Origin of the sequence: Streptomyces sp. NPDC002619 (genome assembly GCF_042889305.1) — a bacterium.
GTDB lineage: Bacteria > Actinomycetota > Actinomycetes > Streptomycetales > Streptomycetaceae > Streptomyces.
This window is the reverse complement of the sequence record NZ_JBIAQV010000005.1, coordinates 69,921-94,851: the sequence shown is the minus strand read 5'-3', so window position 1 is coordinate 94,851 and position 24,931 is coordinate 69,921. Positions and strand designations below refer to the sequence as shown.

The 24,931-nt window shown below is 70.7% G+C and carries 26 protein-coding genes; 16 read left to right on the top strand and 10 right to left on the bottom strand.

The window, feature by feature from the left end; all coding sequences use genetic code 11:
* Positions 1–400: 400 nt before the first annotated feature.
* Both ACFYXB_RS11490 and ACFYXB_RS11485 read right to left on the bottom strand, forming a co-directional pair.
* On the bottom strand, positions 401–1,246 hold the full coding sequence (locus tag ACFYXB_RS11490) for a transporter substrate-binding domain-containing protein (RefSeq protein WP_389580443.1): 846 nt from the start codon (positions 1,244–1,246) through the stop codon (positions 401–403).
* Between the two features lie 373 nt (positions 1,247–1,619).
* The gene (locus ACFYXB_RS11485) at positions 1,620–1,790 is read right to left on the bottom strand and encodes an MbtH family protein (RefSeq protein ID WP_389580441.1); all 171 of its coding nucleotides are present in this window, start codon (positions 1,788–1,790) and stop codon (positions 1,620–1,622) included.
* A gap of 121 nt (positions 1,791–1,911) precedes the next feature.
* Between ACFYXB_RS11485 and ACFYXB_RS11480 the strand changes: the two genes are divergently transcribed.
* The 6 genes from ACFYXB_RS11480 to ACFYXB_RS11455 all read left to right on the top strand — a co-directional run bounded on the left by ACFYXB_RS11480 (position 1,912) and on the right by ACFYXB_RS11455 (position 8,557).
* A complete protein-coding gene (locus ACFYXB_RS11480) occupies positions 1,912–2,043 on the top strand; it encodes a hypothetical protein (protein WP_389580438.1) in 132 nt (43 codons plus the stop codon).
* Between the two features lie 85 nt (positions 2,044–2,128).
* Positions 2,129–2,437: a trypco2 family protein gene (locus ACFYXB_RS11475; RefSeq protein ID WP_351346990.1), complete on the top strand. Its 309-nt coding sequence runs from the start codon at positions 2,129–2,131 to the stop codon at positions 2,435–2,437.
* Between the two features lie 15 nt (positions 2,438–2,452).
* On the top strand, positions 2,453–6,421 hold the full coding sequence (locus ACFYXB_RS11470) for a trypsin-like peptidase domain-containing protein (protein WP_389580435.1): 3,969 nt from the start codon (positions 2,453–2,455) through the stop codon (positions 6,419–6,421).
* Between the two features lie 13 nt (positions 6,422–6,434).
* Positions 6,435–6,890, top strand: a complete 456-nt coding sequence (locus ACFYXB_RS11465; protein WP_389580432.1) for a DUF4913 domain-containing protein — start codon at positions 6,435–6,437, stop codon at positions 6,888–6,890.
* A 41-nt stretch (positions 6,891–6,931) separates the two neighbouring features.
* Positions 6,932–7,675, top strand: a complete 744-nt coding sequence (locus ACFYXB_RS11460) for a hypothetical protein (protein ID WP_389580430.1) — start codon at positions 6,932–6,934, stop codon at positions 7,673–7,675.
* A gap of 519 nt (positions 7,676–8,194) precedes the next feature.
* Entirely contained in the window at positions 8,195–8,557 is a 363-nt protein-coding gene (locus ACFYXB_RS11455) for a hypothetical protein (RefSeq protein WP_389580428.1), read from the top strand.
* 6 nt (positions 8,558–8,563) lie between these two features.
* Here the strand turns inward: ACFYXB_RS11455 and ACFYXB_RS11450 are convergent, their stop codons facing one another.
* A complete protein-coding gene (locus tag ACFYXB_RS11450; protein ID WP_389580426.1) occupies positions 8,564–9,514 on the bottom strand; it encodes an endonuclease/exonuclease/phosphatase family protein in 951 nt (316 codons plus the stop codon).
* Between the two features lie 184 nt (positions 9,515–9,698).
* On the opposite strand from ACFYXB_RS11450, the gene ACFYXB_RS11445 reads away from it, so the two are divergent.
* The 3 genes from ACFYXB_RS11445 to ACFYXB_RS11435 all read left to right on the top strand — a co-directional run bounded on the left by ACFYXB_RS11445 (position 9,699) and on the right by ACFYXB_RS11435 (position 12,165).
* Complete coding sequence (locus ACFYXB_RS11445) at positions 9,699–11,051, top strand: amidohydrolase (RefSeq protein WP_389580423.1); 1,353 nt, start codon at positions 9,699–9,701, stop codon at positions 11,049–11,051.
* Positions 11,052–11,169: 118 nt separating this feature from the next.
* Entirely contained in the window at positions 11,170–11,814 is a 645-nt protein-coding gene (locus ACFYXB_RS11440; protein ID WP_389580420.1) for a DUF899 domain-containing protein, read from the top strand.
* 174 nt (positions 11,815–11,988) lie between these two features.
* Positions 11,989–12,165 carry a hypothetical protein gene (locus ACFYXB_RS11435; protein ID WP_351346975.1) on the top strand — a complete coding sequence of 59 codons (177 nt, stop codon included), beginning with the start codon at positions 11,989–11,991 and terminating at the stop codon, positions 12,163–12,165.
* A gap of 6 nt (positions 12,166–12,171) precedes the next feature.
* Here ACFYXB_RS11435 and ACFYXB_RS11430 read toward each other — a convergent pair whose 3' ends face one another.
* The 3 genes from ACFYXB_RS11430 to ACFYXB_RS11420 all read right to left on the bottom strand — a co-directional run bounded on the left by ACFYXB_RS11430 (position 12,172) and on the right by ACFYXB_RS11420 (position 15,420).
* Positions 12,172–14,118, bottom strand: a complete 1,947-nt coding sequence (locus tag ACFYXB_RS11430) for an ABC transporter ATP-binding protein (protein WP_388496670.1) — start codon at positions 14,116–14,118, stop codon at positions 12,172–12,174.
* Positions 14,119–14,326: 208 nt separating this feature from the next.
* Positions 14,327–14,761 (bottom strand): hypothetical protein, encoded by a 435-nt coding sequence (locus tag ACFYXB_RS11425; protein WP_351346971.1) that lies wholly within the window; start codon positions 14,759–14,761, stop codon positions 14,327–14,329.
* Positions 14,752–15,420: an ATP-binding protein gene (locus tag ACFYXB_RS11420; protein WP_389580416.1), complete on the bottom strand. Its 669-nt coding sequence runs from the start codon at positions 15,418–15,420 to the stop codon at positions 14,752–14,754. The genes ACFYXB_RS11425 and ACFYXB_RS11420 overlap by 10 nt, the downstream gene beginning before the upstream one ends.
* 372 nt (positions 15,421–15,792) lie before the next feature.
* Here ACFYXB_RS11420 and ACFYXB_RS11415 point away from each other — a divergent pair, with 372 nt between their 5' ends.
* The 3 genes from ACFYXB_RS11415 to ACFYXB_RS11405 all read left to right on the top strand — a co-directional run bounded on the left by ACFYXB_RS11415 (position 15,793) and on the right by ACFYXB_RS11405 (position 17,841).
* Positions 15,793–16,653 (top strand): helix-turn-helix transcriptional regulator, encoded by an 861-nt coding sequence (locus ACFYXB_RS11415; protein ID WP_351346967.1) that lies wholly within the window; start codon positions 15,793–15,795, stop codon positions 16,651–16,653.
* Positions 16,654–16,929, top strand: a complete 276-nt coding sequence (locus ACFYXB_RS11410) for a DUF397 domain-containing protein (RefSeq protein ID WP_351346965.1) — start codon at positions 16,654–16,656, stop codon at positions 16,927–16,929.
* Between the two features lie 99 nt (positions 16,930–17,028).
* Entirely contained in the window at positions 17,029–17,841 is an 813-nt protein-coding gene (locus tag ACFYXB_RS11405) for an SAM-dependent methyltransferase (protein ID WP_389580413.1), read from the top strand.
* Between the two features lie 27 nt (positions 17,842–17,868).
* On the opposite strand, the gene ACFYXB_RS11400 is transcribed toward ACFYXB_RS11405, so the two are convergent.
* Positions 17,869–19,305 carry a PLP-dependent aminotransferase family protein gene (locus ACFYXB_RS11400; protein WP_389580410.1) on the bottom strand — a complete coding sequence of 479 codons (1,437 nt, stop codon included), beginning with the start codon at positions 19,303–19,305 and terminating at the stop codon, positions 17,869–17,871.
* A gap of 41 nt (positions 19,306–19,346) precedes the next feature.
* Here ACFYXB_RS11400 and ACFYXB_RS11395 point away from each other — a divergent pair, with 41 nt between their 5' ends.
* Positions 19,347–19,829 carry a carboxymuconolactone decarboxylase family protein gene (locus tag ACFYXB_RS11395; protein WP_389580407.1) on the top strand — a complete coding sequence of 161 codons (483 nt, stop codon included), beginning with the start codon at positions 19,347–19,349 and terminating at the stop codon, positions 19,827–19,829.
* A 64-nt stretch (positions 19,830–19,893) separates the two neighbouring features.
* On the opposite strand, the gene ACFYXB_RS11390 is transcribed toward ACFYXB_RS11395, so the two are convergent.
* From ACFYXB_RS11390 to ACFYXB_RS11380, 3 genes are all read right to left on the bottom strand, one after another.
* Entirely contained in the window at positions 19,894–21,381 is a 1,488-nt protein-coding gene (locus ACFYXB_RS11390) for a glutamate synthase subunit beta (protein WP_351346957.1), read from the bottom strand.
* 136 nt (positions 21,382–21,517) lie between these two features.
* Positions 21,518–21,997 carry a DUF1772 domain-containing protein gene (locus ACFYXB_RS11385; RefSeq protein ID WP_389580920.1) on the bottom strand — a complete coding sequence of 160 codons (480 nt, stop codon included), beginning with the start codon at positions 21,995–21,997 and terminating at the stop codon, positions 21,518–21,520.
* A gap of 147 nt (positions 21,998–22,144) precedes the next feature.
* A complete protein-coding gene (locus ACFYXB_RS11380) occupies positions 22,145–22,843 on the bottom strand; it encodes a DUF2293 domain-containing protein (protein ID WP_389580403.1) in 699 nt (232 codons plus the stop codon).
* Positions 22,844–23,246: 403 nt separating this feature from the next.
* On the opposite strand from ACFYXB_RS11380, the gene ACFYXB_RS11375 reads away from it, so the two are divergent.
* The 3 genes from ACFYXB_RS11375 (at position 23,247) to ACFYXB_RS11365 (ending at position 24,930) form a co-directional block, all read left to right on the top strand.
* The gene (locus ACFYXB_RS11375; RefSeq protein WP_389580400.1) at positions 23,247–23,879 is read left to right on the top strand and encodes a uridine kinase; all 633 of its coding nucleotides are present in this window, start codon (positions 23,247–23,249) and stop codon (positions 23,877–23,879) included.
* A gap of 82 nt (positions 23,880–23,961) precedes the next feature.
* On the top strand, positions 23,962–24,396 hold the full coding sequence (locus ACFYXB_RS11370; RefSeq protein ID WP_389580397.1) for a PPOX class F420-dependent oxidoreductase: 435 nt from the start codon (positions 23,962–23,964) through the stop codon (positions 24,394–24,396).
* A gap of 99 nt (positions 24,397–24,495) precedes the next feature.
* Positions 24,496–24,930, top strand: a complete 435-nt coding sequence (locus tag ACFYXB_RS11365; RefSeq protein ID WP_389580394.1) for a CBS domain-containing protein — start codon at positions 24,496–24,498, stop codon at positions 24,928–24,930.
* Position 24,931: the final 1 nt, after the last annotated feature.

Here is a 24,931-nt window from a genome sequence, read left to right as displayed (position 1 = left end):
GTCGGGTGTTTTTCGGTGCGGGCGCCGTCCGGTCGGCCCTGCGCGGCTGGCATCACCCCGAAGTACTGGCCGCAAGCCCCCTGGCCGCCTTCGTCACTGGCACCGCCCCGTCCGACCGCGGGGACGCGTTGCGGCGCGCACTGCTGGACGTACTGGAGTCACTGGGCGGCGACCTCACCACCCTCAAGTATCAGCGGGCACTGACCGCCACCTGCACCGACGACCGGCCCGGCACCCAACGCGGCGCCACGCCCGGCTCGGAGTCCCCTTCAGCACCTACCGTCGCCACCTGGACCAGGGCACCGCCGAGGTCACCGCCCGGCTCCGCCGGACCCTGGGCGCGGGGGAGTCCACGGCTTCGGGCGGCGGCTGAAGCTCATGCGGAAGCGGGCGCGGACGGTCAGTCGAAGGGCTTGTCGGTCGGGGTGTCGAACAGGGTCTTGTTCTCCGTGGTCAGGGGCAGGCCGACCGGGGTGTTCCTCGGCGGGACGGGGTGCTCGAACCACTTCTCGTACAGGCTGGCCATCGTGCCGTCGGTCTGCGCGGTCGCGACCGTCTCGTTGACGAGGGCCGCGAACGCGTCGTCCTCCTTGCGCAGCATGAACGCGTGCGCCACCCGCCGCAGGGGCTTCTCGACGACCACCCAGTCCGCGGGCTTCCTGACCCTCGTGGCGCGGAGCGCCTCCAGGACCATGCCGTCCTCCACGTGGGCCGCCGCCCGGCCCAGCTCCAGCATCTGGCAGGCCTCGCCCACGTCCTGCGCGACGATGACGTTGATGCCGAGCTGCTGCTCGGCGTTGGCTGCCTTCACCAGCCGTTCGGCGACGGTGCCGGCGGTGACCACCACGTTCCGGCCCGTCAGATCAGCGATCGCTCCGCCCGCACCGGGCGAGCCCGCCTTGGCCATCACGCGTACGTCGTCCAGGAGCAGGGTGGTCGAGAATCCGGCCTGACTGGCGTGATCCGAGGTGTGCGCGGTGGTGCCGCACTCCAGATCGACCGTCCCGTTCTGGACCAGCGTGATGCGGCTCTGCGGCGTCACCGCCGCGTACCTGACGGTCAGATCGGGCAAGCCCAGGCGGGTCTTCACCGCCTCGACGACCAGCAGCCCCACCTCGTGCGAGAAGCCCACCGGCCGTCCCGAGCCGTCCGCGACGTACGAGAACGGCACCGAACTGCTGCGATGCCCCAGAACGATGATGCCCGTCTCCCTGGCCTTCCGCAGCGTTCCCGTGAGTTCGGTCATCGCTCCCTCTCCTCATCGACTACCAAGTGTGTTTACCTGATTACGTAATGTGAGTATACCTGTGTGTGATCACTCCTGGGGGTTCGGCTGCGCGAGCGGCTTGTCCGGCGAGTCGGCGGGGGTGAAGTCGACCGGCTCCTGGAGCTGGCGGACGAAATGTTCGCGTAGAACGAGCCGGTCGAGTGAGGTGCCGGTCTTCTCGACCGGGTGCGGATCCCACCCTTGAAGTCGAGCGTCACGACGCCCACCCCGTCGATCTCGGCGGGGGCGTCGACGGCGTAGCCGACGAGTGGGACGGAAGCGTGATCATCGCCCGAAGTGGTGAATCGGCGCACGTCGGGGTTTGGCCGTGACCACGGCGGAGCCAGCGGACCTACGCCGGCCCCTCCAGTTGGCGGCGCACGCTGGGTGGCCGCATGTCCGTCCAGACCTTCCTGATGTACTCCATGCACTCCTCCTTGGTGCCCGTCTTCCCCTCGTCCCGCCAACCGAGCGCGTTCTCCCGGTCGTTCGGCCAGATCGAGTACTGCTCCTCGTCGTTCACGACGACCGCTTACGCCAAGGCCAACCGCGCCCCGCACGGCCGCCTCACCGAGGTCGCCGGAGCGCTGGCGGTGGCCGCCGCGGAGCCCGCCCACGCAGTGCTCGCGGCACGTGGGGAGTGGGTGACGAACGAGAAACTGCTGCTGCAGCGGGCCGGGTTGCGGCAGATCGACACGGTCATCGGGGGGCTGTCGGCCCGACCGGAAGCGTTGATCCGTGGTGTGTCGGAGGCGGAGAGACTCTTCGACTTCTGATCACCCAAGCGCTGTGCACGAGCGGGTGCCGCGGGTGACAATGAAGCGCGTTGGGATCATTCCCTTGGGCAACGGAGGCTGGGGCATGGCGCGCGGGGGCAACGACGAGGACTGGCTGGACCTGGCCGATGCCATCGACGTGCTGCGAGACCAGCTGTCCGAGGCGCAGCGTCGGGGCCAGGACTCCCAACTGCGCTTCGTGCTGGGCGAGATCACCGCGGAGTTCGAGATCGAGCTGGTGCGGACGCGGAACGGCGGCGGGGCGCTGCGGTTCGGCGTCGTGGAGGCCAACGCCCGCGGGGAGCGCTCGGTACGGTCGGCTCAGCGCGTGACCCTGCGCCTGAACCCGGAGCAACGCGGGGGCGGGAACGTGGCCGTGGGCGACGTCGAGTAGTCCGGGGGCTGGCTGATGGAGGAGAAGCGGGTCGTCCAGGTTCGCGGCGCGAGCTTCGGCAGCGGGTATCTGATCGCGCCGCGGCTGGTCCTGACCGCCGCGCATCTGCTGCCGGAGCCCGACACACCGGGGGAGATCACCGTCGCGTTACCGGAGTCGGCCGCGCGTTTCCCCGTCGTGGAGCGGTGGCGACGCCTCGACAAGACCGTGGACGCCGCCCTGTTGGAGATCCCGGCCGAGGTCCGGGACTGGGAGGCGCCCGAGACGCTGCGCGGTGCCCGAGGCCGCCGCCCGCAGCGCTGGGGTCGCTGTGTGACGAGCGGGGCCGAAGTGCCGGTCGCCGCCGTGGGATTCCCGCGGCAGCAGCGGACGGAGACCGGCCAGGGCCCGGAGAAGGAGATCAGCCGGGGCAGGGTGAAGCTGACCGGCCGGGTCAGGCCGCACGGTGGTCGTGAGGCCTTCGAGATCCTCGACAACGCCGGCCTGCTGGCGTACGACACCACGGGGCTCGACCCCGAGACCGCCCGGAACACCACCCACTGGTCCGGGATGTCGGGCGCCGCCGTCCTCCTGGCCGACGAGAAGCTGCTGCTCGGCGTGGTCTGGGAGGACCGTCGACCGGACGTGGGCACGCGGTTGACGTACACCCGCAGCGAGGACCTGCTGGCCTGCCCCGAATTCCGTGCGGTGGTCCGCGAGGCGACCTCCGCCGACCCGCAGCCCGAACCCGCCGAACTCGTCCGCCTGTTGGAGCCCGCGCCGCCCAAGCGGGAGCTGACCTCCCCCACCATGCTGCTGCGGGCCGACGCCGAGGTGGTGTCGTTCCACGGAAGGGAGGACACCCTTGCCGAGCTGGAGCGGTGGTGCCTGACGGATCCGGACGGTGCCCCCTCGGCCCGCGTGCTGACCGCCCCCGGCGGTCAGGGCAAGACCCGGCTGGCGCGGCAGCTGATGGCGCGGATGCGGGACCAGGGCTGGGTGGCCGGTCAGGTGCTCCGCAAACCGGAGGGCCTGCGCGCGCTGCGCATGGTCCAGCATCCGCTGCTGCTCGTCGTCGACTATGCCGAGACCCGGCCCGAACTGGTCAGGGAGCTGCGGGAGCAGACCGAGGAGTCCGGGTATCCGGTGCGTCTGTTGCTGCTCGCCCGCTCGCTCGGCTCCTGGGGAATCAGGGCGACCGGCGCCCTCCCCGAGATCAGGCTGCACGCGCTCAGCCCCGGCGCCGACGGCCGGGAGCGGGCGTTCCGGGCGGCGGCCCGGGATCTCTCCCGCCGCCTCGCGGAGGTGACCGGCGATTCGGACATCGACTGGCCCGGGCTCGTGGATGCCCTTCCGTCCGCCCAGCCCAGGGAGGGCTCGAGGGGCGAGACGGCGCTGACCGTGCAGATGGCGGCCCTGGCCGCGCTGCTGCGCCACGTCCGGATCCCCGAGCGGGACGAGGACGCGCTGGAGGCCAAACTCCTGAAGCACGAGGAGACGTACTGGCTGGACACCGCCGGTGGGCGGGGCATGGGGGCTCGGGAGCAGGAACTGCTCGACGCGGTGGCGGCGGCCGTGCTGTGTCCCGCGCGGGACGAGCGGGAGGCGCGGGCGACCATCGACCGGCTGCTGCCCGACGGGCCGCCGCGGCTGGTCGCGGACGTCGTCGCCTGGCTGCGCGACCTGTATCCACCGCCCGAGGGCCGTTACTGGGGCCGGCTCGAGCCGGACCGGCTGGCGGAGTTCCACGCCTCCGAACAGATCATCAGCGAGACGGGGCCGCTCGGGCGACTGTTCGCTCTGGCCCCGGATCACCAGCGGGTGCAGACCCTCACCGTGCTGGCCCGGTCCGCCGTGGCACACGCCAACGAGAACCGCAAGGACAAAGCGCGCGACGTGGTCGACAGGCTGCGCGAGGCCCTGCGCACGGTCCCCGCCGAGGCGCCGCTGACCGCCGCCATGCTCCGCGCACACTCCGACGCGCTGCCCGAACAGACCCATGTGCTGCGCGAGTACGCACTCGACGTCGCCCGCGAACTGAGCCGGCTGTGCCACGCCACCGGCGACGACTCGCAGGCGCTCCGCGACCGCGCGTGGGCACTGCACAACCTCGCCGAGCGACAACTGGCGGTCGGCGGCTGGGCGGACGCCAGGGCGGCGGCCGGGGAAGCGGCGGCGATCCGGCAACGGCTGGCGGACGACGGGTCGGTGACCCACCGCACGGAGTGGGCCGACTCGCTGCTGACTCTGTCGTACGCCTCGCGCATGACCGGGCGCCTGACGGACGCGCACGAGTCCGGCCGGCGGGCGCTGGACCTCTTCCGCGCGCTGGCGGACGCGGACGGTGAGGAGTGGGAGAAACGCGAGCGCGGCTTGGTGCGAGCACTCGTCAACCTGTCACGGGTGGTCTGGTGGCTCGATCCGAGCACGATCCGCTTCGACCAGGTTGCCAAGTCCGACGAGTACACGGACGAGGCCCTCCAGCGTGCCCGCAAGCTGGCCGCCGACCACCCCGATCTGGACCCGATCCTGCTCACCGCGGCGCTGACGGAGCGGGGCACGAGCCTCTGGCGCCTTCAGCGCCACGCGGAGGCGTTGCCGCTGAGCGAGGAGGCGGTCGAGGCGTCTCGCCGGTTGGCGATGGAGAACCAGGACGCCTACGCCGCGGACCTCGCGCAGGCACTGAAGGGCCTGGAGGTCGAACTCAGCAACGCCTCCGCACCTGTCGGCGCGTCGATGGCTTTGGCACAGGAGGCCATAGCCCTGATGCGCCCGCTGGCCGAGGAGCTTCCCGAGGTCCACCGCTCCAACCTGGCTCAGCTGCTGCACAACCTGGCCTGGGAGCAGTTCGACGACGGTGATCACGAGGCTGCGCTGGAATCCATCGAGGAGGCCATCGGGCATCGCAGGGCTCTGGCGCGCGATCCGTACGGGATCACCGTGCCCAGCCTGGCCGATTCGGTGAGCACGCTCGCCACGTTCCAGGCGCGTGCCGGACACGACCGGGCAGCGGCGGAGGGATACGAGGAGGCCCTTCGGATCTACGCGGGCTCCGAACTGCCGCTCAATGCAAGGGACTTGAACTCCCAGTCCGGAATTGCCCTCAAACTCGCCCAGTCCTACGACGCCTTGGGCCGCTCGGCGGACGCGCTCGCCGCCCTGAACCAGGCCCTCGCCATCCGGAGCCGACTCAGCAGGTACGCCCCCAGCCTCTACTCGGAGAGCCATGCGTTCGGCCTCCACGACGGCTCCGACCTGTACCAGAGGCACGACCGTCAGGTCGCGGCGCGCATCCTGCTGCGTCAGGCTCTGCCCGAGTACCGCCGACGGTCCCGCGTCAACGCGGAAGGGCGCGAGGGGCTGGCCTACTGCCTGCACGACCTGGGCGCCAGCTACCTGAGGTCCCGGTCGACGGTCTACCGGGCGGTTCCCGTGCTCCGGGAGGCGTACGAACTGCGTGTGGAGCTGTCGGCCGGCGACGCGAGACATGAGGCGGGACTGGCCGACACTTGTGCGGAATTGTGCCGTGCGTTGCTGCAGACGAGCAGCTACCGCGACGCCGTCCGCATCGCGGAGCACGAGGTGCCCCTTCGGCGCCGACTGCTCGGCACGGACCGGGAAGAGCAGGTGCGCTACCTCTGCTTCGCTCTCCTGCGACTGGCCGACGGGCGGGCGATGGCAGGGGAGACGGCCGCGGCCTGGCGCACCGCGCTCGAGGCGGAGGAGCTCTGCCGGACGCTGACCGGGCGCCCCGGCGAAGCGCCGGACCGGAGCGCCTACCTCCTCTCCCGACTGGCCGGAACGCTGAGCCTGAGTGCTCGGCACGATGTGCGCCGGGGCGCCCGAGCGGTGGGGCCCGCGCGCCGGGCCGTCCGCCTCTATCAGGACGTGGTGGACCGGGATCCGAGCAGGCAGGCCAACCTGAGATGGGCTGTCACCAGGCTCGCGATGGTTCTGGACCGCATCGGCCACCACGCCGAGGCCGATGACTTACGACTGCGATGAGGAGCATGACGCCATGACATCACCACTCCACGAGGAGGAGCGGGACGAGTCGGTGGAGGACATCCGACGGGACGAGGAGAGCGCCGCCCGCCCGTCGGAATTGTTCTATCCGAATGTCGCCGAATTCGTCGAGGACCGGTTCATCTATTTCGTCCCGAGTCCCACTCCCCAATCCGGGCGAGTGTGGTGCACGGAGTGGTACCGCCACGCCGAGGCGCTCTCTCGGCTGGACTCCGTATGGCGGGCCTGGGAGGCGTTGCGCTGGGACGCGGGACTGGGTATGTCGAACTGGTGGACCCACCACGTCGATCCGCATGTGCGTGCCCTGATGGACCCGATCACCGGACCGTTCGCCCGATGCGCCGACGGCCACCAGGGCCACGAGCCCCTGCCGATCGAGCAACCGCCGGAGGGGCTTTTCTCCGACCAGAGGCAGACACTGCCCGGGGACCCGTTCACCCTCGAATAATCCTTCGGGACAAGGCGGTTACCGCTGCTACGGTCCTTGTCGTGGCGAAACTCAATCAGATCATCGCAGTCGAGAAGGGCATCAAGTCCAAGGCTCATCAGGACCTGACGGCGGCCCATCACGGTCTGCAGAAGCCCGCGTTGCTGGCCGGTATCTCGCGGACCTACCAGCCGAAGGACGAGGAGGGCGAGCAGTTGCCGCCCGAGTCCACGCGGGTGCAGGTCAAGGCCGAGGACGTGCTGCGGGACACCGCGGCGACGCTGACGCGGCTGTTCGACGTGACCGCCACGAAGGACTGGGCCAACTGCACCGCGCGGGCCGACGTGAAGGTGGACGGCCGGGTGCTCGTGGCCGAAGTGCCCGTGTCCTACCTGCTGTTCCTCGAGAAGCAGCTCGTCGACCTCCACACCTTCGTGCGGAAGCTGCCGATCCTCGACGCCTCCGAGTCCTGGATGCAGGACCCCTCCACCGACGCGTGGAAGACGGAGCCGGTGCGGACGGTGCGGACCAAGAAGGTGCCGCGCAACCATGTGAAGGCCGAGGCGACCGAGAAGCACCCGGCGCAGGTCGATGTCTACTACGAGGACATCCCGGTGGGGCACTGGACCACCGTGAAGTTCTCCGGCTCCCTCCCCGCCCGCCGTGTCAACGAACTCCTCGACCGCGTCGAGAAGTTGCAGCAGGCCGTGAAGTTCGCCCGCGAGGAGGCGAACGGCGCGGATGTCGTCGACCAGCGGGTCGGTGACACCGTGTTCGGGTACCTCTTCGGACAGCGGGGCGCGTAGCGTTCACGTGCCCTTACAGACTCCCCGGCCCTGGTGACCGGGGTGCGCGAGGAGCGCAAGCTGAAGCTGAAGCTTGTCGTGATGAGCGGCCGTACCCACCAAGGAAGTACGGGACGGACCGCGGTGAATCTCAGACTCTCGCTCCAGACTCAGCATTCGCCGCCGATCGCCGGATCGACCGGGCTCGGGCCCCAGCACGTCGAAATGCAGGTTCAAGTCCTGCCCGCGCAGCTCGATGCGCGGTGGTCCAAAGGCAGGACGCGACGACTTCATGACTGACCCGGGTCCTCAAGCGCGCCGGCGTGTGAAGATGGGTGGCATTCCAGGACCCGGGGGCAGGCTACGCCCTCGGGTCCGCTCGCGTTCACCGTGAACATAAAGAACGTGTATCTCCCGCCGACTGTCACGCCACGGAAATACGCCCGCCGCGTCCCCTCCGCACAACTCGCCTACGCTGGAACACGACCCCGGCCACCATCGCCCGAAGGCATACCTCGCCCTCGTCCGGACAGGAGCCCCGTGTCCCGCGCCCTCCCTGCACCACCCCCCTGGTTCGCCCACGCCCTACGCGCCCAGCGCTCCGGCGACCGGGCCGAGCGGTGGGCCCTGCGCCGTGAGGCCTACAGCACGCTCGCCGCCGCCCGAGCCGCCATCGCCCTCTCCGCCGCCGAACTACCCAACCTCGCCCGGCACACCGAGGGCACGGACACCGTCGCGGCCACCCTCGAACGCCTCGTCGACACGACCACGGCCTGCGCGGTCCACCTCGACGACACGGGCCGCCTCACCGCGCGCCACACCCGGCAACTTGAGGAATTGATCGGGAAATTGGAGCTGGAGAGGGAGCGGCTCGGGCTCAGCGTGCTGCCGGTCTCGGTGTGAGGACCGTCACCCGATCCGCACCCACACCGGCGCATGATCCGACCCCGGTGCCCCGCGCCGGGCCGCCGGGTCCGCCCCCACGGACGGCAACGCCGGCGCGCCCGCCCCCGGCAGCCCGGTGCCCGCCTCCGTCACCCTGTGCGCCAGGTGGTGGCTGACCATTACGTGGTCGATGAGTTCGCGGCGCCCGGAGTTGACGCGGGAGTAACGCTCGGCTGCCGGTATCAGCAGGGCCGCGTCCCACAGCCGTACCGCGTCGCCCTGGTCCGGGCGGTCGTAGCCGGGGGTGCCGAATTCGGAGCCGGGTGAGCCGAGCAGGATCTGGGTGGTCGCGGCCTGCACCTCGTCGTTGAGGTCGCCGAGGACGGCCACGTCCCGCGAACGGCCCTCCTCGTCGAGCAGATCGTCCGCGAGCGCCCGCAGCGCCGTCGCCTCTGCGGCCCGCCGATAGAGGGCGTACGCCCCGAAGCGCGCCCGCTCGCCCTCGTCGCGCGGCACGAAGCGGTCGCCCGGGTACGACAGCAGCTTGGACTTGAGGTGCGCCACGGCCACTGTCAGCGGTCCGGCAGGGGTTTCCGTGGCTACCGCCAGGAAGCCGCGCCCAGCCTGCGCCACCGCCTGCCCCGAGTCGTCCGCCTGCACAGGCCGCAGCTTCGCCGGGAACGCTGCCGTGTCGGACGCCACCCGCAGCTCCGACCGGGAGAGGAAGCCGACCCTTATGCCCCGGCCGTCGGGATGTTCCGACAGCGCCAGATGCCAGGTCCCGTTCAGCAGGCCGGCCAGGTCCTCGAGGGCGCCGGGCTCGCCGACCTCCTGGACGCCGAGCAGCGCCGGGTCGAGCTCGGTGATCACGCCGGCGAGGTCGGCGAGCTTCGTCTCGTACGCGGCCTTGTCCTTGGGGCCGTACGGGCCACCGGGACGGTAGAGGTTCTCGAGGTTCCAGGTGCCGACGATCATGCCGGGCTCCTTCCCGAAGTTCCCGAAGCCGGACGGAAGTTCCCGAAGCGGGACCGAAGTTCCGAAGCCGGACGCGGGCTGTGGTGTGCCCAGAGTGCTCGCCCGGACCGGCCTCGCGACAGAGCCAGGGCCGGATGCGCGGTTCGGCTCACGCGGCCTGCCGACACTGCCGTACGTTGGCGCAATGAGTCCCGCTCCCGCCGATCTCATCATCACGGGGTGCACCGCCCTTGTGCACGACGATCAAGAACGCATCGGATTCCGAGAGGACGCGGCGATCGTCGTACGGGACGGTGCCGTCGAGTCCGTGACCGATACCGAGGCCGTACGGGAACTGCCCGCCGTCGACCGTATCGACGCCCGGGGACAGGTCGCGATGCCCGGCCTGATCAACTGCCACACGCACGCGCCGATGGTCGCCCTGCGCGGTCTCGCCGAGGACCTGCCGACCGAGGAGTGGTTCAACGACGTCGTCTGGCCCGTCGAGTCCAACCTCACCGAGAAGGACGTCGAGTTGGGCGCGCGACTCGCCTGTGCCGAGATGATCCGGGGTGGCGTCACCTGCTTCGCCGACCACTACTTCGCGATGGACGCGGTCGCCGCCGTCGTCGCCGAGTGCGGGATCCGGGCACACCTCGGCCAGGCCTACTTCTCCTCGCAGGGACCCCAAGGGCGGGAAAAATCACTGGAGTTCGCGCTGCGCCACCGGGGCGGCGCCGACGGCCGCATCACCACCGCCCTCGCCCCGCACGCCCCCTACACCGTCACCGACGCCGACCTCACCGCCACCGCCGAACTCGCCCGCGAGCACGGACTGCCCGTGCATCTCCACGCCGCCGAGAACCGCGACCAGACCGACACCAGCCTCGCCCGGCACGGCGTCACCCCGATCGAGGTCCTGGACCGCACCGGGCTCCTGGACACCGACCTGCTCATCGCCCACGGCGCCGGCATTCTCGACCGCGACCTGCCGCTCCTGGCCCGCACGGGCGGCCGTACGGCGGTGGCGACCGCGCCCCGCGGCTACCTCAAGTTCGCCTGGCCCACAACGACTCCGATCCGGGCGCTGCGCGACGCCGGCGTGCCCGTCGGACTCGCCACGGACGGCGCCGCCTCCAACAACTCCCTCGACGTGTGGGAGTCGATGGCCCTGACCTCCCTCGTCCAGAAGGCAGTCGCAGGCGACCCCCGCTGGCTGACGTCCCGTCAAGCGCTGCACCACGCCGGCCTGCAGAGCGCGCGGGCAATCGGTCTCCGCGGCCGGATCGGCGCCCTCGCTCCCGGACACCGGGCCGACATCGTCCTCGTCGACCTCACCGGGCCCCACACCCGGCCCGTCCACGACCTGGCCGCCACACTCGTCCACAGCGCCCGCTCCTCCGACGTGCGCACCACCGTCGTCGACGGCCGCATCCTGATGCGCGACCGCGAACTGCTGACCATCGATGTGCCCGATGTCGTAGGGGAGTTGGAGTCACGGCTGCCCGCGCTCGTCGACCGGAGCCACGGCCGGCGAATCCAGGAGTACGACACCTGAGCCGACGCACGCTCTGTGGCCTCGCGAAAAAAAATCTACCTCCCGACCGATGACTTCCCCCCTCGCCCTCGGTCACCACCCACAACGTGTCGCCGTGACCGCCGTACAGGAGGGACCCATGCCGCAACCGGAGATCGTCTCGCGTGAACAGTGGCGCGCCGCACGCGCGGAACTGCTCGTCAAGGAGGAGGCGGTCAGGCACGCGCGTGACGTGCTCGACGAGGAGCGGCGCCGGCTGCCCATGGTCGAGGTCGACACGGAGTACGTCTTCGAGGGCGGCGACGGGAAGGCCGGCCTGCTGGACCTCTTCGAGGGACGCAGCCAACTCGTCGTCTACCACTTCATGTTCGCGCCCGAGTGGGAAGCCGGGTGCCCCAACTGCTCGGCGTTCCTGGACCAGATCGGACACCTCGCGCACCTGTATGCGCGCGACACGTCCTTCGCGGCCGTCTCCCGGGCGCCGTTCACGAAGATCCTGCCGTTCAAGGCGCGCATGGGCTGGACGGTGCCCTGGCTCTCGTCGTACGACAACGACTTCAACCGCGACTTCGAGGTGACCCTCGAGCAGGACGGGCGACTCGTCGAGCGGCCGGGCCTCAGCTGCTTCCTGCGCGAACACGACCGCGTGTTCCACACGTACTCGGCGTCCGAGGGCGTACTCGAAGGGCTCGGTTCCATCGGCGGGCTGCTGGACCTGACGGCACTGGGGCGCACGCCGGACGGCAGTGACCGCGTGCGCTATCACGACGAGTACGAATACTGACACGGCGAGTACGAGTACTGACACGGACGGTTCCCGAAGTGTCGGAAAGTCAACAGACTCTCACCCTCCGCGTCGAGTCGATGTCGACTAGGTCTCAGTCCCGTGACCGGGCGAGGCGTTTTTCCCCTCCAGAGCGTTAACTCCTACAAGAACGACGCTTACTGGAGGAGGAGGATGGTGTACGGGCGAACGGTGCTCGAGCGCTTTCCCGCCGGTGGACCGCGAGGCTCGTGGCCGGCCGAGGAGTTCGCGCACGCGCGACGCCTCGAAGGCCTGCCCGCCGAGGTCGTGATGGACCTCGCGACGGACACGTTTCTGGTGATAGTCCGGGGTGGCGACGTCAGTGACTGAGACGGCTCAACTTGCCTTCGGTTCGGGGAGCTTCGTCGTGAACTGTTCCGCCTGGAGGGCGTACAGCTCCGCGTAGACGCCACCCGTGGCCAGGAGTTCGTCCGGGGTGCCGGACTCCACCAGGTGGCCGTGCTCCAGGACATGTACCAGATCGGCATGACGCACCGAAGCCAGCCGGTGCGTGATCAGGACGACCGTCTGCCCGCTGCCCGCCAGCGCGCGGATCTTCTCGAAGACCTCCAGCTCGGCCCGCGCGTCCAGGGCCGCTGTCGGCTCGTCCACGATCAGGATGCGCCCGCGCCGGTACGCGGCGCGCGCAATGCCGAGGCGCTGCCACTGGCCGCCGGACAGCTCGTGCCCGCCGCTGAAGTTGCGGGCCAGCAGCGTGTCCAGACCGCGCGGCAGATCCGCGACCACCCCCTCCGCGCCGGCCTCCGAGACCGACGCGGCCAGCCGTTCCTCGGTCAGCGGCGCCGAGGAGCGGCCCACGGCCACATTGACGCGCGCGGTGAACGGCCAGCGCTTGAAGTCCTGCGCCACCATCGCGATCCGCTCGGCCAGCGCGTGCCGGTCCGCGGTCGCCGCGTCGACGCCGTCCCACAGGATCCGGCCCCGGTCTGGCTTGTAGAGGCCCGCGAGCAGCTTGACCAGGGTCGTCTTGCCCGAGCCGTTCTCACCGACCAGCGCCACGATCCGGCCCAGCGGCAGGGTGAGCGTGACGTCGTCGAGCGCGGGGCGGGCGGCCTCGCCCGGATAGCTGAACGTGACGTTCTCGAACCGGATCTCCCGCGGATCCGCCGGCAGCGGCTCCCCGCCGACCGGGATCGCCCGCTCGGCCGCCTCCACGTACAGCCGCTCCAGATCGCCCACGAACAGGGCCTCCTCGTGCAGCTGGTTGATCTCCAGGACGAGCGTGTCCAGGCTGGCGGAACCGGTGCGGATCGCGATCACCGCCGTACCGGCCACGGACAGGGCCATCGCCCCCGACAGCAGCAGCGCGCCCAGCGTCGCGTACGTCGCCACGGTCGCGAGCCCCGACCAGGCAGCCGCGATCAGTCCCGTGCGCGCCGCGAGCCGGGCCAGCCGCGCCTGCTCCGCCTCCGCGGTCTCCGACATGGCCCGGAAGTGCCGGAGCAGGAACGGGCCGACGCCATGCACCCGGATCTCCGGGGCGGCCTCGGGCTCGGTCAGCAGGCTGCCGATCAGGTGTCCGGCGCGGGCGTGCTGCACCCAGGTGTGGAACGACTCATAGCGGCGCCGCGCGTTGGTCAGGGCGCCCCAGGCGCTGGGCAGCGTCATGGTCAGCAGGAGCGGGAGCAGCGCCGGGTGCAGCACGGTGAGCACACCGGCCGCCGCGACCAGCGAGATCACCGCGTTCACCACGCGCGTGCCATACATGATCATGCGGCGGGCGGACATGGCGCCGTACTGGGCGGTGTCGAGGAGCTTGTGGAAGGCGTGGTCCTCGATCGCGGCCAGCTCCACGGCGGCGGCCCGCTCCAGATACAGCTCGGTCGCCACGCGCTCCACCTTGGGCTCCAGGCGTCCCGTGGCGTACGTCGACGCGGCCCGCAGCAGCGCGTTCACCAGCATCAGGGCGGCCATCGCGACCAGGGCGGGCGCGGCGCCGCGCATCCGATCCTCGATCGCACCGCTGCCGATCAGTCGCCCCAGCACGCTGTTCACGGCCAGCAGGCTCACCGCCTGGGCGACGCCCCGGCCCGTCTCGGCGATCAACACGGTCCGCGCGGCCCCCGCGTCGGCCTTCCGGGCGAGCCGGAAGCTGGAGGCCAGCATGCCGGGCAACCGCGTCACCATGGCCCGGAAGTCCAACTCCAGGAAGGCCTCCCTGTGCTGGTTCCACCCCATGTCGTAGCGCAGGGCCCCACCGAACAGCAGTTGCTCCGACTCGGACACCTCGGGCGTGACCCGACCGCGCCTCTTCCCCACCATCGACCTCCCCCGGACATGGACGGACGGCCACTATCGCGGGGCGGCCGGGCGTGAGGCAGGGCGCGTACGGAGGCGTGGGGGGCGGTGGGGCGTACGCCGGGGGTACGGCGGTGCGTGTCTACGGCCGTGCGCTGCACGGGGGAGGCGCGGTCACCTCCCTGCTTCAGCCTGCGTCGGTCCAGGAACCCCCGACCAGAGCCCGCAGGGATCACGCGCTGATGGGCCGCGACCAGTCCGGCGTCGTACCGGTGACCCGGCACAGGGCCAGATAGAGCGGGATCGGCGGGGTGTACGGAACCGTGCCGTCCGGCCGGTTGATCAGACGTGCGGCCGTGGGGACGGGGGCGCCGGCGGCATAGTGGGCCGGGGCGGGCCAGGAGAGGGCGTAGTCCGAGTCGGACGGAACGATCCACCACCAGTGCGACGCGTCGGCGTACAGGCAGCCCACGCGGGGGAGCCGCGGCAGCAGCAGTCGTCCGAAGTGGGCCGGCACCGCCACGGCGTCACAGCCCAGCGGGGCGGTCATGCCATCGGGGAGAGGGAGGGGCCGGGGCGCGCCCGGGGTGCGCTGTCCGCGCTGCATCCGCACCAAGGTGTCCAGTCCGAGTACATGGCCGAGGCCGGGAGCGCCGCTCACAGCCATTCGGGCCTCGCCGGGTGTCGTGTCTCCGCCGTTTCTGCAGTCCTCGCCTCAGGTATCGCCCGGCGTTGCCGCTGCCCCCGTTCCTCCTCGCCAGGGCCCCGGGACTGCCCGGGCTTGGGGCGGGCACCCCAGCCCAGGTCGTTGCGCGGCTCGCCCCCGTCGCGGACGGCGTCGTCCTCGCGCGGCAGTTCGGCCCAGACCAGCAGACCGGGACCGTGCTCCTGCGCACCCCAGCTCTGGCACAGGGCGTCGACGAGAAGCAGTCCCCTCCCGTGCTCCTCCTCGGGCTGCTGCGGGGACGGGTGGGGCTCGCCGGGGGCGCAGCCCTCATCGCGCACGGCTATGCGCACCGTGTCGTCGTGGTCGTGCAGTTCGCACACCACACGGCTGCTCGCCGTGTGCACGATCGCGTTGGTGACCAGCTCGGATATGACCAGGACCGCTGTGTCGGTGGTGCCCGCGCAGACCGACCAGTCGGTCAGCCGGGCACGCGTCAGGCGTCTCGCCTGAGCGGGAGAACCCGGATGTGCGGCCAGTTCGAACCGGAACCGGCGCGCGGGAGACACCCCACCAGGGGTCTTTCCCGCTGCGGCACCGAGACCGGGGCGGTCTGCGGCGGCGTCTGTTCCTAAGGGCGCGGACGGAATCACGCTTGCCACTATCGCCCCGCCGTGAACACTTGGCAAGTAGCACTCTGAAAAATGCAGAGTGCTGTGTGACGCGGTGAGGGGCCGTGGCACACTGCTCGCAACAGCACATCCCGCGGCGCCAGTTGGGATCATCGAAGATCCGCAAGTCTTCGAATGAATCTTCGAATGGCGCCGCAGGGCTGTCAGGATTCGGACGGTGTTCGGTCACTATGTGGTCGATACACGGTTGGTTTCCGACCCCTTTTTGTTCGGGGTTCGGTTCGGTGTCCGGTTCAGCATGCAGTTCGGTGGCTGGGTCGGTGTCTGGTTCGACATCGAGCCGGCATCCAGTTGATGTCTGGTTCGGCATCCAGTTCGGAATTCACTCGTGGAGGTGGGAGCGTGAGCGAGCCGCGGTCCGCGCCGACCGTGGGCCAGGTGGTCCTCGGCCGACGCCTGCTGGACCTCCGGGAACGCGCCGGGCTCAAGCGCGAGGAGGCCGCCCGTATCCTCCGTGTCGCCCCTGCCACCGTCCGCCGTATGGAGATGGCCGAGGTCACGCTCAAGATCCCGTACCTCCAGCTGCTCCTGAAGGCCTACGGCGTCTCCGAAGACGAGGCCGACCTCTTCGTGCAGTTGGCCGAGGACGCCAACAAGCCCGGCTGGTGGCAGCGCTTCCACGACATCCTGCCGGGCTGGTTCTCGATGTACGTCAGCCTGGAGGGCGCGGCCGCCCTCATCCGCTCGTACGAGCCGCACTTCGTACCCGGGCTGCTGCAGACCGAGGACTACGCGCGCGGGGTTCTGAAGTCGGGCGCCATCGGCCAGACCAGCCCCGAGGACATCGAGCGCCATGTCCAGCTGCGCATGCAGCGCCAGGACCTGCTCACCCGCCCCGACGCCCCCCGCTTCTGGGCCGTGATGGACGAGACGGCGCTGCGCCGTCCGGTCGGCGGCCCCGAGGTGATGCGCGAGCAGCTCGACAAGCTGCTCGAGGCCACGAAGATGCCCAACGTGACGCTCCAGGTCGCCCCGTTCGCCGACGGGCCGCACCCCGGGACGTACGGGCCCTTCGTGCTGTTCCGATTTGCCGTGTCCGAACTGCCGGACATGGTCTACAGCGAGTACCTGACCGGCGCCGTCTACCTGGACGCGCGCTCTGAGGTGGCGACCCACCTCGAGGTCATGGACCGCATGGCGGCTCAGGCCGCTACGGCACATCGCACGAAGGAGATCCTCCGGGATCTCCGCAAGGAGTTGTGAATGGATCGCATCAAGTCCCAGCCCAGGCCGCTGCTCGGCGGACAGCGGATCTACAACGGCATGCCCGCGCGGGAGCTGGGCAGCGAGGGCTGGCACAAGCCGTGGAGCGGTGGCAACGGGGGCAACTGCCTGGAGGCGATGAAGTTGGCCGACGGCCGCATCGCCGTCCGTCAGTCGACCGACCCCGACGGACCGGCGCTGATCTACACCCCGGCCGAGATGACGGCCTTCATCGAAGGAGCGAAGGCGGGAGAGGCGGACTTCCTGGTGTCCTGAACTGTCCAGAACCGGCCCATTGATTTTGTGTCTAACTCAACTTCCCTAAATTGGTACTGACTTGATCATCAACTGCGTCCGACACTTACGGAGTGCCGCATGACCGGGCAGGACAGCACGGCCGCCCTCGAGATCGACACCAGCAGGCCGCACCCCGCGCGCATGTACGACTGGTATCTCGGAGGCAAGGACAACTACCCCGTCGACGAGGAGATGGGCCGGCAGATGCTGGCCCTCGAGCCCAGGGTGCCGGTGATGGCCCGGGTCAACCGTGCGTTCATGCACCGGGCCACGCGCTGGCTGACAGGGCAGGGCGTACGGCAGTTCCTGGACATCGGCACCGGCATACCCACCGAGCCGAACCTGCACCAGGTCGCCCAGTCGGTGGCACCCGACGCCCGCGTCGTCTACTGCGACAACGACCCGATCGTGCTGGCCCACGCGGCGGCCCTGCTGCGCAGTACGTCCGAGGGCGTCACGGAGTACCTCCAGGCCGACGTGCGTGATCCGGACGCGATCATCGAGGGCGCCAGGCGCGTCCTGGACTTCGACCGTCCGATCGCGCTCTCGATGATCGCGCTGCTTCACTTCATCTCCGACGAGGACGGCGCGCACGAGCTGGTCGACCGGCTGCTGTCCGAACTCCCCGCCGGCAGCCACCTGATGATGACCCACGCCACCGCCGACTTCACCCCGGAGGAGTCGGCGGCGGCCACGGCCAAGCTGAAGGCGGCGGGCGTCACCCTGGCCCTCCGCTCCCGCGAGGAGTTCACCCGCTTCTTCGACGGGCTCGAACTGGTGGCCCCGGGCGTCGAAGGGGTCCACCGCTGGCACCCCGAACTGGGCGATCCGGTTCCCGGTCAGGACGACGGGGTCATACCGGGGTACGGGGCGGTGGGGCGGAAGGGGTAGTCGCGTCGGTACTGAGGGTAGTGCCGCTCAGCGCGGCGGCATTGTGGCGCACAGTGCGTCCAGTGCCGCCGCGTACGCGTGCTCCGGGGGTGTGGCGTAGCCGACCACCAGGCCGTCGGGTATTCCCTCCGCCGACTCTGCGTCCGGGTGCCGGAATTCGGCCAGTCCGTCGAGGGCGACGCCGTGCCAGGTGGCCGCCTTGACGGCGGAGCGCTCGGTTCCGGGCGGGAGCCGGAGCACCGCGTGCAGCCCGGCCGCGATACCGGTCACCTCGATGTGCGGCGCGTGTGCGGCGAGCGCCTCGACGAGCCGGTCACGGCGGCGCCGGTAGCGCTGCCGCATACGCCGCACATGACGGTCGTACGACCCGGAGACCACGAAGTCGGCGAGGGCCAGCTGATCCAGGACGCTCGCCCACGCCTCCCGCTCGCCCTTGGCTGCGAGGACGGCGCCGACGTACTGCTCCGGAAGGACCATCCAGCCCAGCCGCAGCGCCGGTGACAGGCTCTTGCTGACCGAGCCGAGATAGATCACCCGGTCGGGGCCGAGGCCCTGGAGCGCCCCGACGGGCTTGCGGTCGTACCGGAACTCCCCGTCGTAGTCGTCCTCCAGAACCACCCCGCCACGCGCGCGTGCCCAGTCGATCACGGCGGCCCGGCGCTCGGAGTGCAGCGGTCCGCCCGTCGGGAACTGGTGCGCGGGCGTGAGCAGCACCGCCCGCTGACGCCCCAACCGGTCGACCCTTGCCCCGTGTTCGTCCAATGGGAGCGGCACCGTCCGCACCCCGGCCGCCAAGAGCAGTTCCCGGTGGAAGCCGAGCCCGTACGCCTCCACGGCCAGCGGACCACGCAGCACCCCGCCGCCGAAGAGCAGCCGAAGTGCGTGCGCGAACCCGGAGCAGATCACGATCCGCCCCGGTTCCGTACGCACGCCACGCACGCGTGCCAGGTACTCCGTGAGCGCCTCCCGCAGTTCGACGCGCCCGGCGGGATCACCCGGCCCGAACGCCTCGTTGGGCGCCGCCTGGAGCGCCCGCCGGTACGACGCCGCCCAGGCCGTCCGCGGGAACGCCGACGCGTCCGGAGTGCCCTGCCTCAGGTCGTGGCGTGGCCCACGCGCGCGTGGAGGTGTCTTTGTGGGCACGCGTACGGCGTGTCGCAACGGCTCGCACCGCTCGGCCCGATCGCGTCGCTCGGTGACCCGGGTGCCCGAGCCCTGCCGGGCGGTCAGCCAGCCCTCCGCGACAAGCTCGGTGTACGCGTCGGCGACCGTGTTGCGGGCGACTCCGAGGTCGGCGGCGAGCGAGCGGTACGGCGGCAGCCGGGTCCCGGGAGCCAGCCGCCCACTGCGCACGGCCTCCCGCAGCGCCCGGATCAGCGCGGCACGCCGCCCGCCCGTGCCCGACAGTTCCAGATGCAGATCGACACCGATCCGCTCCGCGGAATTGACCCACGATTCCGTCATGAAAATGCACCCTACAGCCGGTCTTTCCCGCCCGTAGGTTGATGCACATGACGACGCAAACAACCACGCACAGCACGCGCCTCGACTTCGCGAAGACCGCCCCGAAGGTCTTCCGCACCCTCATCGGCTTCGACGCCGCCGCCCGCGAGGGCCTCGACCCGGCCTTGGTCGAGCTGATCCAGATCCGCGCCTCGCACCTCAACCACTGCGCCTACTGCCTGCACATGCACACCAACGACGCCCGCAAGGCCGGCGAGAGCGAGGACCGCCTGCACATGGTCGCCGTGTGGCGCGAGGCCCGGCACTTCTTCACCCCGAAGGAACAGTCGGCCCTGGCCCTGACGGAGGCGGTCACCCTGGTGGCCGACGCCGGCGTCCCGGACGCGGTCTACACCGAGGCCGCGAGCCACTTCGACGACCGGGAACTGGCCCAGGTCCTGTCCCTGATCTTCACGATCAACACGTGGAACCGGCTGGCACTGTCGACGGGCAAGGTGGCGGGCACGGACGACCGCCGGGGCTGATTCGCGTCTTGGCAGCGCTGCTCATCCAGCTCACCACCCCCCGGCCCGTCCCTCCCCGGGCCCGTCACACCGCCATCGGCCGGTCGTACGGCGATATCGGCTGCGGCAGTTGGGAACTCCCCGTCAGATAGCGGTCGACCGAAGCCGCCACCGCCCGCCCCTCCGCGATCGCCCACACGATCAGCGACTGCCCGCGCGCCGCGTCGCCCGCCGCGAACACGCCAGGCACGTTCGTCGCGAACTCCCGGTCCCGGGCGATCGTGCCACGCGGCTGCAACGCCACCCCGAGCTGGTCGACGATCCCGTCCTCGAGGTCGGGACCGGAGAAGCCGAGGGCGAGCAGCACGAGGTCGGCCGGGAGTGTCCGCCCGGTACCCGACAACGGCCGCCGCCGCTCGTCCACCTCGACCAGGTGCAGCGACCGCACGTGCCCACTCTCGTCCCCGATGAAGCGGAGCGTCGACGCCGCGAACAGCCGGGCGTCGGCGTCCGCAGCCGGCGCCGTCTCCAGGTCACGCGCCTCCTCGTGCGCACCGGACAGCCGGTAGATCTTCGGGTACGTCGGCCACGGCTCGGTGTCGTCGTCCCGCTCGGCGCCCGGCTGGGCGTAGATGTCCAGCTGGGTCACGGACGCCGCGCGGTCCCGCACCGCCGTGCCCAGACAGTCCGCCCCGGTGTCGCCGCCGCCCACGATCACGACGTGCTTCCCGGTGGCGGACATCGGTGACACCTCCAGGTCTCCCTCGCACACCCGGTTGGCCAGCGGCAGATACTCCATCGCCTGGTGTATTCCGATCAACTCCCGCCCAGGAAGGTGTAGTTCCCGCCACGCCGTCGCTCCCGTGGCGATCACCACGGCGTCGTACCGCGCCCGCAGTTCGGTCGCCTCGACGTCCCGCCCAACCACTGTGGACGTGCGGAACTTGGTTCCCTCCGCGCGCATCTGCCCCAGGCGCCGCTCCAGATGCCGCTTCTCCATCTTGAACTCGGGGATGCCGTACCGCATCAGCCCGCCGATCCGGTCGTCCTTCTCGTACACGGCGACGGTGTGCCCCGCCCGGGTCAGCTGCTGCGCGGCGGCGAGCCCCGTGGGTCCCGAGCCGATCACCGCGACGGTACGCCCGGAGAGCCGGTCCGGCGGCCGGGGCGGCACGAAGCCGTCCGTCCAGGCCCGGTCGGCGATCGCGCACTCGACGTTCTTGATGGTCACCGCCGGCTGGTTGATCGCGAGCACGCACCCCGCCTCGCACGGCGCCGGGCACAACCGCCCCGTGAACTCCGGGAAGTTGTTCGTTGCGTGCAGCCGGTCGCTCGCGGCCCGCCAGTCCTCGCGCGACACCAGGTCGTTCCACTCGGGTATCAGATTGCCCAGCGGACACGAGTCGTGACAGAACGGAATGCCGCAGTCCATGCAGCGGTCGGCCTGCTTGCTGATGATGGGCAGCAGCGCCCCGGGGACGTACACCTCGTGCCAGTCCTGCACCCGCTCCGCGACAGGCCGGCGCGGCCACTCCTCGCGGGGCGTGGTCATGAAACCCTTGGGATCGGCCATGGTCGTCTTCCTTGCGTACGCGACACGACGGGCCGTGTGCCATCGAGGGGCACCCTTCCGGCCACGATACGTCTCCCCGGCCACCCCCGCAGAGCGGTCGACAGCGCTCCCCACGAGGCCTTTCTCGGGGTCGCCCTCAGGTGAGTGCCAACACGTACACCAGCGCGGCGGCGGCCGAGGCAAGCGTGCGGACGTGGTTCCACAGGGTCCACTCGCGCACATACGTCGGCCAGTACGCGGCGGCATCCGCCGTGCCAGGTTCCAGCCGGGCCAGCGAGTCGTTGCGCGGCACGTTCGCCGCCATGGTCAGTCCGAACGAACCGAACAGGTACAGCGCGCTGCCCAGCAGCAGCTCCACCTTCCCGTCGTCGGGCCACAGAACGAACGTCACCACCGCGATCATCGCGCACACCACCGCCGACCCCGCGAACAGCAGCATGAAGGCGGGTGTCACCGCGGCCACGTTGATCGCGTTCATCGCCGCGACGCCCTGCGCGGTCGGCAACGCGGCCAGCCCGCGCATCACGAACGTCGAGAACCCGCAGAACACCCCGGCCACCAGCCCCGTCCCGAGCGCCCCCAGCAGGATCAGTACGAAGTACGGCCCCTCGATCATGTCCACACCCACCACCGTCGCTGTCACCGTCACCTCAAGTGAATTCCCACGCGAGAACAGTGACCATCGCCAAGGCCCGCAGAAACATACGCGAACGTCCAGCTTCCGCACCGACGCCACCGCCTCCGGCCCGGAAACAGCTCCGCCTCAACCGGCCTCCGCGCCCACTGACCGCCAGCCGCGCAGCACCGTCTCCACACCCGCCGCGATCCGCCTCCGCGCCTCGTACCGGGGCACTCCGCTCATCAGCAGTTGGTCGTACGGGGTGTCCACATGCCGTACGGCGGCCACGACCGCATACGTCAGGGCCCTCTGGGTCAGCGCACGCCCAGCCGCGCTCCGCCCCACCCGGCCGCTGCCCCGTACCGACGCGTGCGCGGCGATCGCCCGCGCCCGGTCGTCCGGGCAGCCGGGAAACAGCCGCCGGATCTCCGCCGCGAACGCGTCCGCGAAGCGCACGTCCTCCGCCGCCCTGCGCCGCGCGTCGCGCGCCCGGCGCCGTCGCCGCGCCTCCGCGTCGGCCAGGCACCGCTCCTCGGCCCGGGCCAGGGCCGCCTCCTCGACGAGCACGCCCTGCCGCTCGTAACGGCCCTTGCGCCGGTTGAACCGCACCACGACCGCCGACAGCGAGCTCTCCTCCCGCGACCTCCGGGTCAGCGCCGTGTCGCCACGTGGCAGAAACACCAGATGGCCGAGGTCGACGCAGTCCAGACAGCGCGGCGCACCGTCTTCGACGACCAGCAGCGACAACGGCCCCCGCCGGCACGCGCAGCACTGCTTCTCCCGCCGAACCGGCTGAATCACCAGAAGTCCCCCGGCCGACGGGGGAGTTGCGAGGCCTGCCACACGTGGTTCCTTCCCCGCCCGCCCCGTTTCTCCCCGTCGACCAGCGCCATCCCGAGCCCACACGGAAGCTCGCGCAGCCATCAACACTGCTCGCGCAGCCGCCGCCACAGCTCGGAACGTCAACGGCCTGATACGGACACGCTTGTCACCGCACATATGCTCCCGCGCCCTCGCCCGGTCGCCGCGTTTTCCCCAGGTCCCCGCTCGGTTCTCGTGTCCTCGCCGGGTCGTGGGTCCTCGCCTGATCCCCGCATCCCCGCCCGTCCTCGAGCCCTCGTCGGGTCCTCGTGCCCTCGCCCGGTCCCCGCGTCCCCGCCCGGGGTCCCCGCACCCCACCCGGTATCCGCGCCTCCCCGCTCCCCGCCCACCGGCCCATCCGCCGCTGCGCGGCATCATGGGGCCTGTGCGACTCGAAGCGATCACCTGGGACCGGCTTGCCGAACTGCTGGCCGAGCGGCTGCTTTCTCTGAAGGCCGCCGATGGCAGCCCCTGGCCCCGGGTCGCCTTCGACGGTGCGCCGGCCGCCCGCCCGGGTGACCTCGCGGAGCGCGTCGCGGAGGCGCTGCGCGTGCGCGGGCGTCCCTCGCTCGTCGTGGGCGCCGAGGGTTTCCTGCGCCCCGCCTCGCTCCGGCTGGAGCACGGCCGCCGGGACGTCGAGTCGTACTACAGCGGCTGGTTCGACACCGCCGCCCTGTGGCGCGAGGTCTTCGGACCACTCGAACCCGGCGCCGACGGCCGCGTCCTGCCCGACCTCTGGGACCCCGACACCGACCGGGCCACCCGCAGCGCCTACGTCCAACTCCCGCCAGACGGACTCCTCTTGATGCACGGCCCCCTCCTCCTCCGGCACTGGTTCCCCTTCGATCTGACCGTCCACGTCCTCCTCTCGCCGGGCGCCCTGCGCCGCCGCACACCCGAGGCCGACCACTGGACCCTCCCCGCCTTCGAGCGGTACGAGGACGAGACCGACCCCGCCTCGACGGCCGACGTCCTGGTACGCGCCGATGACCCTCGCCACCCGGCCTGGAACGGCTGATCCGGCGCACCGCGGATCCCTCGCAACTCCGCGCAACCCGACTCCTTTTATATGCGCATGCATTTAACTAGGGTGTGCTGTCATGTCGACCTCCTCCAGTGATCCCGCCTCCTTCGGGGACGAACCCGTCTCCTTCGACGACTCGGTCCGCGCCCTCCTCGACGCCAAGAACTTCGCCGGTGTCGCCACCCTCGGCCCCGACGGCGCCCCACAGAACTCGGTGGTCTGGATCAAACGCGAGGGCGACACCGTGCTCTTCTCCTCCGTCGAGGCCCGCCAGAAGGTCCGCAACCTCCGCCGCGACCCCCGCATCAGCCTCTCGGTCTTCGACCTGGCCAACCCCTACGCCTCGGTCGAGATCCGCGGCACCGCCGAGATCCTTCCCGACGATGCCAAGCGGCTCCCGTGCGAGCTCTCGCACAAATACCTCGGCATCGATCCGCCCGCGGAGAAGGAGGACGAGGTCCGTGCGATCGTCCGCGTCGTCCCGCGCAAAGTCGTGGCCTTCACGCCCTGAGGGTGCGGACACCCGGCGGCGCGCGCGAGAATGAAGGGCGCCGGGACACTGCGGTGCGTCCCGCGCCGCACCGGCCCGTCCGGCATCGGGAGGTACCTCATGACCACCGCCGGAGACATCATGCACAGTGGCGCCCAGTGGATCCCCGCCCACGAGACCCTGGACCGCGCCGCCCAGCTCATGCGCGAACTGAACGTCGGGGCGCTGCCGATCAGCGACCAGAACGAACGCCTCATAGGGATCCTCACCGACCGGGACATCGTCATCGGCTGCGTGGCCATCGGCCACGATCCGGCCAAGGTGACCGCCGGTGAGATGGCCCAGGGCACGCCCCGGTGGATCGAGGCGAGCGCCGACGTGGGCGAGGTGCTCCAGGAGATGCGGGAGCATCAGATCCGCCGGCTCCCCGTGATCGAGAACAAGCGCCTGGTCGGCATGATCAGCGAGGCCGATCTGGCCGAGCACCTGGGCGAAGATCAGATCGCTTCCTTCGCCGAGAGCGTCTACGCCAGGACCGCCCCGACCGCCCACTGAC